The 12693-nt window shown below is 45.0% G+C and carries 10 protein-coding genes and 1 rRNA gene; 1 reads left to right on the plus strand and 10 read right to left on the minus strand.

Annotation, left to right across the window (positions count from 1 at the left end; genetic code table 11):
* Positions 1 to 216 precede the first annotated feature (216 nt).
* Together MKX41_RS20430 and MKX41_RS20435 are read right to left on the minus strand one after the other, a co-directional pair.
* Positions 217 to 1774 (minus strand): 16S ribosomal RNA (locus MKX41_RS20430).
* 428 nt (positions 1775 to 2202) lie between these two features.
* On the minus strand, positions 2203 to 3081 hold the full coding sequence (locus tag MKX41_RS20435; protein ID WP_042191792.1) for a nucleotidyltransferase-like protein: 879 nt from the start codon (positions 3079 to 3081) through the stop codon (positions 2203 to 2205).
* 128 nt (positions 3082 to 3209) lie between these two features.
* Between MKX41_RS20435 and MKX41_RS20440 the strand changes: the two genes are divergently transcribed.
* The gene (locus MKX41_RS20440) at positions 3210 to 3575 is read left to right on the plus strand and encodes a DUF2614 family zinc ribbon-containing protein (RefSeq protein ID WP_076285462.1); all 366 of its coding nucleotides are present in this window, start codon (positions 3210 to 3212) and stop codon (positions 3573 to 3575) included.
* Positions 3576 to 3690: 115 nt separating this feature from the next.
* Here the strand turns inward: MKX41_RS20440 and MKX41_RS20445 are convergent, their stop codons facing one another.
* From MKX41_RS20445 to MKX41_RS20480, 8 genes are all read right to left on the minus strand, one after another.
* Positions 3691 to 5412, minus strand: coding sequence for a glycosyl hydrolase family 18 protein (locus MKX41_RS20445; protein ID WP_340972832.1), 1722 nt, complete (start codon positions 5410 to 5412; stop codon positions 3691 to 3693).
* A 242-nt stretch (positions 5413 to 5654) separates the two neighbouring features.
* Positions 5655 to 6086 carry a Fur family transcriptional regulator gene (locus MKX41_RS20450; protein ID WP_340972834.1) on the minus strand — a complete coding sequence of 144 codons (432 nt, stop codon included), beginning with the start codon at positions 6084 to 6086 and terminating at the stop codon, positions 5655 to 5657.
* 126 nt (positions 6087 to 6212) lie between these two features.
* A complete protein-coding gene (locus tag MKX41_RS20455) occupies positions 6213 to 8123 on the minus strand; it encodes a DUF4097 family beta strand repeat-containing protein (protein WP_340972835.1) in 1911 nt (636 codons plus the stop codon).
* Between the two features lie 46 nt (positions 8124 to 8169).
* On the minus strand, positions 8170 to 8640 hold the full coding sequence (locus tag MKX41_RS20460; RefSeq protein ID WP_339243492.1) for a GNAT family N-acetyltransferase: 471 nt from the start codon (positions 8638 to 8640) through the stop codon (positions 8170 to 8172).
* Between the two features lie 122 nt (positions 8641 to 8762).
* On the minus strand, positions 8763 to 10208 hold the full coding sequence (gatB, locus tag MKX41_RS20465; protein WP_076300655.1) for an Asp-tRNA(Asn)/Glu-tRNA(Gln) amidotransferase subunit GatB: 1446 nt from the start codon (positions 10206 to 10208) through the stop codon (positions 8763 to 8765).
* A gap of 11 nt (positions 10209 to 10219) precedes the next feature.
* On the minus strand, positions 10220 to 11677 hold the full coding sequence (gene gatA, locus MKX41_RS20470) for an Asp-tRNA(Asn)/Glu-tRNA(Gln) amidotransferase subunit GatA (protein ID WP_042191806.1): 1458 nt from the start codon (positions 11675 to 11677) through the stop codon (positions 10220 to 10222).
* 27 nt (positions 11678 to 11704) lie between these two features.
* On the minus strand, positions 11705 to 11992 hold the full coding sequence (gene gatC, locus MKX41_RS20475) for an Asp-tRNA(Asn)/Glu-tRNA(Gln) amidotransferase subunit GatC (protein ID WP_042131015.1): 288 nt from the start codon (positions 11990 to 11992) through the stop codon (positions 11705 to 11707).
* Between the two features lie 122 nt (positions 11993 to 12114).
* Positions 12115 to 12498, minus strand: a complete 384-nt coding sequence (locus MKX41_RS20480) for a hypothetical protein (RefSeq protein WP_042131017.1) — start codon at positions 12496 to 12498, stop codon at positions 12115 to 12117.
* Between the last annotated feature and the right edge of the window lie 195 nt (positions 12499 to 12693).

Below are 12693 nucleotides of genomic sequence, written 5' to 3' on the forward strand. Positions count from 1 at the left end.
ACAATGACACTCTCTTTGGAATCATCTCACTAATAACATTTACTTGTTTGCACAAGTTGCTAAAAGATGTTCTAAAACGCAAATTCGTTTCGGTATCCAGTTTTCAAGGATCAAGTCTTACTGAGAGCTTAAACTCTCAAAACTGAGCAACGAGTGAGTTGTGGAAGTTTAACTTCCGATTTGAATGTCTTCATTGCAGAAGACGATTCTCCATAGAAAGGAGGTGATCCAGCCGCACCTTCCGATACGGCTACCTTGTTACGACTTCACCCCAATCATCTACCCCACCTTCGGCGGCTGGCTCCCTTGCGGGTTACCCCACCGACTTCGGGTGTTGTAAACTCTCGTGGTGTGACGGGCGGTGTGTACAAGACCCGGGAACGTATTCACCGCGGCATGCTGATCCGCGATTACTAGCAATTCCGACTTCATGCAGGCGAGTTGCAGCCTGCAATCCGAACTGAGACCGGCTTTGATGGGATTGGCTTCACCTCGCGGTTTCGCTTCCCGTTGTACCGGCCATTGTAGTACGTGTGTAGCCCAGGTCATAAGGGGCATGATGATTTGACGTCATCCCCACCTTCCTCCGGTTTGTCACCGGCAGTCACTCTAGAGTGCCCAGCTTAACCTGCTGGCAACTAAAGTTAAGGGTTGCGCTCGTTGCGGGACTTAACCCAACATCTCACGACACGAGCTGACGACAACCATGCACCACCTGTCTCCTCTGTCCCGAAGGCCGCCACTATCTCTAGTGGATTCAGAGGGATGTCAAGACCTGGTAAGGTTCTTCGCGTTGCTTCGAATTAAACCACATACTCCACTGCTTGTGCGGGTCCCCGTCAATTCCTTTGAGTTTCAGTCTTGCGACCGTACTCCCCAGGCGGAGTGCTTACTGTGTTAACTTCGGCACCAAGGGTATCGAAACCCCTAACACCTAGCACTCATCGTTTACGGCGTGGACTACCAGGGTATCTAATCCTGTTTGCTCCCCACGCTTTCGCGCCTCAGCGTCAGTTACAGCCCAGAAAGTCGCCTTCGCCACTGGTGTTCCTCCACATATCTACGCATTTCACCGCTACACGTGGAATTCCACTTTCCTCTTCTGTACTCAAGTCACCCAGTTTCCAGTGCGACCTCAGGTTGAGCCCAAGGTTTAAACACCAGACTTAAATGACCGCCTGCGCGCGCTTTACGCCCAATAATTCCGGACAACGCTTGCCCCCTACGTATTACCGCGGCTGCTGGCACGTAGTTAGCCGGGGCTTTCTTCTCAGGTACCGTCACTCCGATAGCAGTTACTCTACCGGACGTTCTTCCCTGGCAACAGAGCTTTACGATCCGAAAACCTTCATCACTCACGCGGCGTTGCTCCGTCAGACTTTCGTCCATTGCGGAAGATTCCCTACTGCTGCCTCCCGTAGGAGTCTGGGCCGTGTCTCAGTCCCAGTGTGGCCGTTCACCCTCTCAGGTCGGCTACGCATCGTCGCCTTGGTGGGCCGTTACCCCACCAACTAGCTAATGCGCCGCAGGCCCATCCCTCAGTGACAGATTGCTCCGTCTTTCATTCTTTCTTCAGGAGAAAAAAGAAATTATCCGGTATTAGCTACCGTTTCCGGTAGTTATCCCAGTCTAAGGGGCAGGTTGCCTACGTGTTACTCACCCGTCCGCCGCTAAGTTATCTTGAAAGCAAGCTTTCAAAATAACTCCGCTCGACTTGCATGTATTAGGCACGCCGCCAGCGTTCGTCCTGAGCCAGGATCAAACTCTCCAATTAGTATTGAAAAGAGCGATATGCTCATTTTGAAACATCTGACGAGAAAATTAATTCTCTAATTTTGGATTTCACTTTCGTGATTTCCCACTCACTCGTTGTTCAGTTTTCAAAGATCAAGCTGTTTATTTCGTCGTTGTGTTGTTCAGCAGCGACCTTTATAATATATCACAGCGTCCTCGTTTTAGTCAACCTTTTTTTTAATTTCTTTTTTCGGTTGTCTTTCGAATGTTTTCGAAAGCACATCTCTGTGTCAGAGGGACGAGTTATAATTTAACACATGAACTAGGAAAGAGTCAACCATAAATTTATTAGAATAAATATGAGCGCATCATAATAGCGGGCAAACAAAAAAGAGAGTGCTCAGCCTCTCCCTATCCCAACTTATTTTATCTATAGATTACCGGCAAATCCTGCATCTAATTTCTTCTCTATAAGGTATATCGGATCGCATGACCCTCTCCCCCATGACCGTCAGCCCATAAAGTAATCTCACGGATTAGCGAACGAGAAACAAGCTTTCGTAAAACTAGGGGCAACTCAGCCTCTAATTGACACAGGCCAGAATGCTGTAGTAATTCTTTTATACTCCACGCTTCCTTACGGCTATTCAGAATATTGAAAAGCAATGCACAACAATCCGTCATTTTGGACATGATCCCAAATTCACATGCTAGAAGAACAAGCTCTACTCTTTGCTCTAAGGTCTCCGTGCTGATGGTTAGTTCCTCATATAGTTTATGGACAGAAGTGTTCATACTTTTAACCTGCTCCCAAACAGCCGGCTCTGGAAATGAACCAGATTCACTCACTTCTATTCTTGCCCAATGATATAGAGCCATCAACACACAGTTATATGCATCCATAATGTAGCCAGCTTCTATATACCGTTTAGATTTCACATACAAATGCAAGAATCGTGCAAACTCCATGAACTCAACTCGTTCCTTAAGAGGCCCTTCAAATTGTAAAATCTCCCGGCGCATATCCCCTAGTATTCCTTTGGGATCCCAGATCACTTCCCCAATCATCAAACTAGTAAGGAGCTCGTTATTATCTCCCGCCATGACAGCCCGCTCCAAAGCGGAAAGGCCAATATGGACTGACTGGGTCCGTGTGTCACCGGCAATGGTGTGGCGAACAATATGTTCTAAATCCTGTTCCTCATGTAAAACTAACACAACCATATCAAAATCGTGAAGTAGCGCGCTTTGAAAAGGAGTACTCCCTTTCTGCCGCAAAGCGACAGCTCCTAAAACATTTTCTTCAAACGTTTCTCCACTCAACAAAGTTACATTGGATAATTCCATGCTTCCCTCCATTAAATTTGGCGAATTTGCGTCCAGTCAGTTATAATTCAGTTATAATTATTATTCTACATATGAAAGACAGTTCCTTCTTGGACAACCCAACTATATTTAGTTAGGAGCAAACACTCATGAAGTTTAAAACGGCTAAGATCAACGCTTTTCGCACATGGGGATTACTGCTCACAATGCTCGGAATGGGACTTATGGTTTTGGGTACAGCAGGCATCGTATTCTGGGGATCGACTGGGAAAGTATTCGCTGGAATCGGACTTGTAATCGGTTTAATTTCCATGATGGCAAGTCTTGCGATCTATTTCTGGGCTGGCATGCTCTCAACGAGTGCAGTTCAGCTAGAGTGCCCTGAGTGTCACAAGCTGACCAAGATGCTCGGTAAAACAGACCGCTGTATGTTCTGCCACACCATTCTTACTATGGATCGGGCTGAGGCTACTATTACTGCAGATCAGCTTGAGCATCAGCAACTAAACCACTAAACACCCCTTACAGAGGCTCATTACTAACTAGTTAAAATGCACTCAAATATTTGCTAATACAACAAAGAGGCCCCCGATATGGGGGCCTCTTTGTTTGTTATAAATGAAATTATGATTACTTATGAATCTCTTGTAATGCTTCCCATGCTGATGGATTGCTAAAACTGCGATTCCATGATCCGATGCCTCCAAGCCCCATGGACTTAGCAAGCTCAACTCTTGATTTTAAGCTCACCTTATCTTCTATCCATATTTTCTTAAGAGCGCCATCTTCCTTGTACTCTACGTAATTCTGCCCAGCAGCCTTATCAAATGTAGGAGTTAGCTTCTTCTCTTTGATAATTTTTTCAACGGCATTCATACTTACGGATTTGGAGCTTACCTTTGTCTTGCCATCTACTTGAGCCTCAGTCCAGATGCGGGTGTACAATGGGATCCCCAAAATCACCTTCTCAGGCGGCACATTGTCTTCCTCTATGATCCGGCTTATTGAATTCTCTACCCAAGGTAAGGAGGCAACAGAGCCCGCGATAGGGCTAGCTGCCCAATGTTCATCATAAGCCATCACGATTAGATAATCGACTAATGTCCCAAGAGCCTTACGATCAAGGAATGCTGACCACATCTCGCTATTGGATTTAGGTGTCACGTCTATGGAGACGATTAGATTCTTAGCCTGAGCCATCGGTTTTAGCTCTCTCATAAATTGAGTGACATTCTCTCCGTCTTTCGTATACACATTCTCAAAATCGATATTAATTCCATCCAAATTGTATAAATCCGAATATTCTAAGATCTGTACGATTGCATTCATCCGTTTCTCATAGCTGGACAATGCCTCAGTAGTCATGTCTGGATCGAAGCTATTGCTAAGCAACCCCCATACCTCTAACCCGTGCCCATGCGCCCACTGCACATACGCACTGTCGGCCTGACTGCGCACATTGCCATCACCATCTATAATACTAAACCAGGTTGGGCTAGCCACGTTAACGCCTGGTAGCTCACCGAAGGTTTCTGGGTTAGGTTTGCGTTGGTAAACAGCCTCCCAATACAAATTCACTGACTTCCCTTTCCAGTTACGTTCAGCGCGTGTTGGCGTGGATTTTTTCGGTTCCACTGTCTTTTGACCATCCCGAACAATGTCACTTGCCTTGGCATAACCTGCATACCCGCTGCTTAATTGTATAAACAGCCAGTCCTTATTTTCTTCATTCCAAATATTCACGACTGCTCCAGGAGACATATCCGCAACTATAGGTGCGTGGATGGATGCCTCATTTCGTAGAGCTACTGACTTGTCCCCTTTTTCACCTTTAACTTTTCCTAACGAGACAGATTCTCCTGCCGTCATTAGTAGTATTGCTCCAGTATTCGTATCCTCCTGTATTTCAAACCCATATAGATCTTCTAATACATCCGCAGGAAGGTAGGTCACTTTCTCCTTTACTTCAGGCGCTAGCCGCAGTTGCAGCGGACGGTTGTTCAGACTAGCATCGGTTTTATCCTCCTGCATGTAAAGGAGCTCACTATCCGTTGATAGGATGACCGATTTCGTCTTCTCTTCATAACGAATGGAAGGATCCACATACTCTTGCAACAATGGTAATGGTAATAGCATGCTATCCCCAGTCCCCGAGGCAGAATAACCTGTATGCTCTCCTTTTACAAAGATGGGATGCGCTTGAGCTTTCCAATCTACATCTATGTGCTGACGATTTGGCAATACATAAAACACTACCCAATATGCTGCTGCTACAATGATTAAAAGTCCAAATAACCGCCTAAAAAAACCTCCGCGCTTTTTGACGCGCCTCTGTCCCAGTCTTCTGTCCAAAATATATCCTCCAGATAATAATATGATTTTTAATAGAGTCTAACATTACGATTATAACATCCACTTGGTTTCGTATAACCAGTAGAAAATAGTCATTTATCCTACAAATTGTTATATTCAAGAAGAAATGACGTTGTCGTTCTTATATTTGTAAAAAAATAAAAACGTGAGTCCTCCGCTTTCGGATTTCGCACGTTTAGTGATAACTTGGTAGATCGCCTTGATACCGTTCTATTCTAGTCTTAATGCTGCTTCTCTCTACAACTTTTGCAAAATCCATGCAGCTCCATACGCAATCCTGTAATCTTAAAGCCTGTAGCTTGCTCAGCATGCAGCTCTACATCCCTAAGTGAAGGATAACTGAAATCCTCAATCTTACCGCATTTCTGACATATAACATGATAATGATCAGACACATTGGCATCAAAACGGCTGGAGCTATCCCCATAGGTCAACTCACGAACCATGCCAGCTTCCATAAACATCTTGAGATTATTATATACGGTTGCCACGCTCATGCTCGGAAATTCAGGCTCTAATGCCCGATATATATCGTCAGCTGTAGGATGATTCATTGCTTCCATCAAATACGTAAGAATCGCATGACGCTGGGGCGTTATACGGACACCTGTTGTTTTTAATTGTTCCAATGCATGTTGTACGCCACTCCCCATGACTGTCACCGCCTTTTAAATTTAAAAATAAAAGAAATATTTCTTATAATTGTAAGACTGGGTTTTCAATCTTGTCAACGAAGTCGATACATTATATTCATTATTATATAAGAAAAATTACTTTTTTCAATAACCTCTCACATTTAAGTTGCTGTTTCCCTCAACCTGAATCTTGAACTCACCTGTGCCCACTTCACCAGATATCTTCTTCTTATCAATGGTTAAGGTAGGTAAATCTGAAATAATATCGCCATATCCACTTGAGCCATTCAACTTATAGTTCCCTAACTGCGGCAAATACAATTGAATATCGCCAACTGCACTATAAATGTCCCAGTCTCCTCCAATTTCATGTGAACGAACATCAATGATGCCATTCAAGGATTCTGCATGCAGCTTCGATCTGGCTCCATCAATCTCTAAATTACCATTTTTGCTAGAAATATCGATCTCGGCTTCATTCCCGGTTGCACCGATATTGCCAACTGCCGTTGATAATTTCAAGGCTCCTGTGACATTCCAAGCATTCATATTGCCACCGCTCGTTGATAAATCAACGCTGCCCTGGACGGATCTCGCACGCACAGCTCCATTCAGTGTTTTCCCTTTCACATTACCAAAGATACGATGAAGAATAAGTTCTCCATTTCCCGTTTCCAGCGAAATATCTTCGATCGCTTCTATGTTCTGCAGGGTGATCCCACCATTCATAGTGCGAACATCTAGGTTAAAACGGCGGTCTTCCGGCAAAGAAATGTCCAAATCCATTCGCGGCTGACGCTTACCTGATTCTCCGTACGCCTTGCTGTTTGAAGTGATTTTTATAGTTGGTCCTTCAACAACATCCACAAAGGACTGTTCCGAAATGGCCTCAGCCATCGGACCTTCCAATTGATCTACCCAAACTGTAGTAGTAATTTGAATATTATCTACGGGAGCCCGGTGCAATAAAATATCTCCATTAATACCATCAACGGATATTTTGGCTGTATTTAGCTTCACTGGAACAATAAGCGGAGCCTTCTGAAATTTACTTCCCTTCGCCTCGCCATAGTCGACTGCAGCTGCTGTAAGGTTGAGACTCACATTTTTCCACAGATATAAGTAATGTTCTTGTTCGGCAACGATAAACACACTCGCAGCAAGCAATATAGCAGATAAAAGGCCGCGTAAATCCAATCTGATTCTTGTTCCCTTTTGTACAGAGCCTGAACGACCAGAGAAGAAATACATGAACAGGAACTCAATCCCCCATAACACTGGGATGACCGGCCACCACTTCAAGAGTAAAAGCATATAATCCGACCCGTCTCTCCAATCCAGAAACAACGGGATAGCAATAGCAATAAGCAAGACCGATGCCGTATATCTTCCTACACGCCGGTTATGAGACTCATTTTTCTTGCGCGAAACGATTCCTCTGACAATTTCTCTCGCTCCTACATATATACCACCACATAATAAAACTGCAGACACGGCCACTTCGGAGTAATGCTCAATAAAAAATTGCAGCCATGCTGGCTTTTGGCGAAACAGAATGAGAAGCGCTCCCCCTAAAAGAAGTAGAAATCCAAAGGATACGCCAGGTTCACTGACGATACTACGACGCTTAGGAGGTGTAGTTATTTTTGCCACAGGATCATCAAGCTCTTGATCTTCAGGGTAACGGAGAATCTTGTCCGCTGATTGCAGTACATCATACACATTATAGAAATATATCGCCGGAATAATCAGTGCAAGTAAAATAAGCAACGGAACATTAATCTGCATTCCAATGGATGAGAAATAAATTAAAGCTGAGATATCCAATAGTATCAAGAAGATAAAGGTAATTCCTTTGCGGAGAAGCCCAAAGTATAAATGCCCAGTTCCTGGGATGAGAGCTGCCAATAGTCCAGCGATAAATTTGCGTTTGCGGCGGCGCCGTTTTGGACGTGGAGGGATTATCTTCTTCTGAATCTCACTCTCCGTAGTCTCAAGATCGGCTGAACCCCGCTGCTCTTCCTGCGCTGAGAGTATTGCAGAATCATTTGTCATATCTCGGCTCCTCCTTTCGTAAACATGGGTCTGTGTATATGCTTCTTCAAAGTGAACCACTCCGATAAAAATCAATCAATTCCACACCGGGAGCAACTTCCTGCGATCCCATAGGTACAAAACCATGCTTGCTGTACAAAGAAACGGCAGGCAGGTTTAGCTTCCCCGTAGATACGATGTATTGCTCCATCCCTGAAAAATGTTCAAATACATATTCCAAGAGACAGCTTGCAATACCTCTGCGGAAAAAGTCCGGTCCCACCATCATCCGCGTAATCGTGAGTTTGCCCGGGGATTCTTCTTCTATAGCAATAGCACCCATCAGTTCTTCATCTTCATCAAAGCAGCCGTAAAAATCCTCTTTAGAGCGGCTGAGCATCTCTCTCGTCTCCATAAGCGGTGGGATCTCACGAAACCCTATTAACTCCGCTTCTAGCCGGTAGGCCTTATGCTGGAGGCTCCATAGTTCATTAACGGTACTATCATCCTGGAGGTTTAGCTTAATAATTGTATTCATCCCTACTAGTCCCCTTATATGCCGCTAAGGGCATGCCGTTGCCGACAAGCCCTTAGCTTATTACATAAGTATATTACCCCAAGTATAAACGACGTTATCGACTACTAAAGACGATAATCGTTTTAATTGCTCAATACCTCGATCAGAAGTTTATTCGCAAGACCTGGATTTGCCTTACCTTTACTTTCTTTCATAACTTGTCCTACGAGGAAACCGATGGCTTTCTGTTTACCTGCTTTATAATCTTCCACTGATTGTGGATTGGCAGCTACGACAGCTTCCACAATTCCTTTAATGGCACCTTCATCGCTGATTTGTACCAGACCTTTTTCCTCAACGATTGCAGCAGGCAATTTACCGCTCTCTAGCATTTCTTTAAATACCGTTTTAGCGATCTTGCTGCTGATGGTTCCACCTGCAATGAGGCCGATCATTTCCCCGAGCCCTTGCGGCGTAATTTTGACCTGAGATAATTCCAGGTTATTACTATTCAAATAAGCAAGCAGATCACCCATGATCCAGTTAGCTACAGCCTTGGCATCCTGCGTATAAGTAAGGCATCCTTCAAAAAAGTCCGCTAGCGGTTTAGAGGAAGTAATCACGCCAGCATCATAAGCTGTAAGACCCAGTTCTTCACTGTAGCGAGCTTGTCTTGCATCCGGTAGTTCCGGGATCGTCGAACGAATGGATTCTTTCCAGGCATCGTCAATATGCAGCACGATCAGATCTGGATCTGGGAAATAACGATAATCGTGCGCTTCTTCTTTTCCACGCATAGATAAAGTTTTCCCTTGGGCTTCATCCCAGCGGCGAGTCTCTTGTACAACTACTCCACCATCATCCAGGATCTCAGCCTGACGATATTGTTCATACTCCAGTCCACGCAGCACACCGCGGAAGGAGTTCATGTTCTTAAGCTCTGCTCTAATACCGAATTCCTCTTGTCCTTCTGGACGTAGACTGATGTTCGCGTCACAGCGCATCGATCCCTCTTCCATCTTGACATCGGATACGTCGCAGTATTGCATAATGGCACGGATTTTCTCCAGATAAGCACGAGCTTCCTCTGGCGAGCGCAAGTCTGGCTCAGATACGATTTCGATAAGCGGTGTTCCCACCCGGTTGAAATCGACGAGCGACGCAAAACCGCCATCTACGTGCGTAAGCTTACCCGCATCCTCTTCCAAATGAAGACGAGTAATACCAATCCGTTTCGTTTCTCCATTCACTTCAATGTCGATCCAGCCGTTCAAACCAATAGGTTGATCGAACTGCGAAATCTGATAAGCTTTCGGTGAATCCGGGTAAAAATAGTTCTTGCGGTCGAATTTACTAACATCACCAATGGTACAATTTAGCGCCATCGCTGCTTTCATAGCGTAATCTACCGCTTGTTTGTTAAGAACTGGCAATACGCCGGGGTGACCCAGGCAGACAGGGCAGGTATGCGTGTTAGGCGGGGCTCCAAATTCAGTGGAGCATCCGCAAAAGATTTTGGAGTTGGTATGAAGCTCTACGTGAACCTCTAAGCCGATGACCGTTTCGTATTTAGACATAAGTAATCCCATTCCCTCCTTTACTACAGCTGTGGACGCTGCTTGTGATGATCAGTATTTTGTTCAAAAGCGTGAGCAACACGCAGAATCGTACTCTCGTCAAATTCTTTACCGATAATTTGCAAACCTACTGGCATACCTTCCGCAAAGCCACAAGGAACACTAACAGCAGGAATACCTGCCAAGCTCACAGGAATCGTGAGAATATCGTTCAGATACATGGTCAGCGGATCCTCCGTCTGTGAACCTAATTTGAATGCTGTCGTAGGCGCTGTAGGCCCGATGACCACATCATATTTTTTAAAGATGTCATCAAAGTCCTGTTTAATCAAAGTACGCACTTTTTGTGCTTTTAAATAATAAGCATCGTAATACCCGGAGCTAAGCGCATAAGTCCCTAGCATAATACGACGTTTGACCTCAGGGCCAAAGCCGCGACTGCGGGAATTAAGATATAGATCAAGCAATCCTCCGCCTTCATCTACACGTGCACCATAACGCACACCGTCAAAACGCGCGAGGTTAGATGAAGCTTCCGAAGAGGACAGCAAATAATAAGCTGCTACTGCGTATTCCGTATGTGGTAACGAAACTTCCTCCCAGACAGCACCCATTCCTTCCAGCACCTTAAGTGCGGACAAGACTGTCTCACGCACAGAAGCATCGACACCTGCTCCCAAGTATTCCTTAGGTACAGCAATGCGAAGTCCGGAAACATCACCAGTCAGAGAACTCAAATAATCAGGAATTTCTACTTTAGCTGAAGTAGAGTCCTGGGCATCATAACCAGCAATCGCTTGAAGCACATATGCAGAATCCTCTACATTACGTGTTAATGGTCCAATCTGATCGAGTGAGGAAGCAAAGGCTACCAGTCCATAACGTGATACAAGACCATAAGTAGGTTTGAGACCTACAACACCACAATAGGAAGCAGGCTGGCGGATGGAACCCCCAGTATCCGAACCTAGTGAGAAGAACACTTCGCCTGCAGCTACTGCTGCAGCAGATCCGCCACTGGAACCGCCGGGCACACGCTCTAAATCCCAAGGATTGCGTACAGGACCAAAGCTTGAATTCTCATTAGATCCACCCATTGCGAATTCATCCATATTCAATTTACCGATCGTTACGGCATCTGCCTGCTGCAGTTTAGAAGCCACAGTAGCGTTATAAATCGGCTGGAAATCTTTCAAAAATTGGCTGGCACAGGTCGTGCGTAGTCCCTTAGTTACAATATTATCCTTAATTCCGGCAGGAAGACCAAACAGCAATCCACGTGCTGCTCCAGATGCCAGTTTGTCGTCCAAAGCGCGTGCGGTGCTACGAGCGCCCTCCTCGTTCAAGGTCAAAAATGCATTTACTTTCTTATCCCGCTCAGCGATAATCGCCAGCGATTCTTCAGTCAGTTCACTGACCGATACTTCTTTAGCAGTTAACATGCGATGTACTTCAGGCAATCGATTTTGAAACAGGCTCAAGATTCTTCCCCCTTTCTAATTATGTAGTTATTCCAAAACAGCTGGAACCTTGAAATGTCCGTCTTCATCATCCGGCGCGTTAAGAAGTGCTTCCTCTTGCGTTAGGCTTTCCTTCACAACATCATCACGCATCACATTACTGACCTGCAGTACATGCGTGGTCGGCTTCACATTCTCCGTATCTAGCTCATTCAACTTCTCAGCATATTGTAAAATAGCATTCATTTGTTCTGTAAAGGTTGCCTCTTCTTCCGGGCTCAATTGCAGACGAGCCAGCTTGGCCACATGCTGCACATCTTTAACGGTAATGCTCATAAGATAAATCCCTCCTGTTTAAAGGGCTAAAGCGCCCGGATAACGTTTTTAATTATATTGTAGAAGCTTGGACAATTCAATGATGGGGTTATAACAAAAAAGCCGGCTTTCGCCGGCCTTCCTTAAATCCAAGCTCTAAGATTCACTTGTTTGATGAAATCTGCTTGGGACATGCTTTCGGTTGACGTTGTTTCCGTCTCTTCTGTATCCATATCTTCACCGTTCATCAAATGATGGAACAGCTTCTCATTGTACGTGGACAAAGCATAATCAATTAACGCTTCATGCGTTGCTCTTTCAGCCTCAGCTACTAATAAATGTTCTTCCGCCTCAATGTCTTCAGCAGGAACATAAAAGTTCCTGTTGGCTTCCGGTACACGTATAACATAGTCAAACGCATTATCGGGATTGCGGTCGTAAGCAATTAGGTAGCCGTATTCCCCGATAGGAAGACTCTGCTCAAAAGCGTCCGCAACAATGACAATCTTTTCTCCTAAACGCAGCATCGCCCTACCTCCTGACCCCAAAATCTATCATGATTTTGCTTATTTCAACAGTCTACTAAAAAAAGATAGAACTGTCTAGCGGCAGGCCGGACGATCCTGAGAATTCTACCAAGCAATAACGCCTCGGCGTCCCCTAAGGACGATATGCGTTTATGCGAGAAATAGAAGGAAAATGTATAGTGTGAAACTTATACT

It is taken from the genome of Paenibacillus sp. FSL R5-0475, from assembly GCF_038004585.1.
Lineage (GTDB): Bacteria > Bacillota > Bacilli > Paenibacillales > Paenibacillaceae > Paenibacillus_AQ.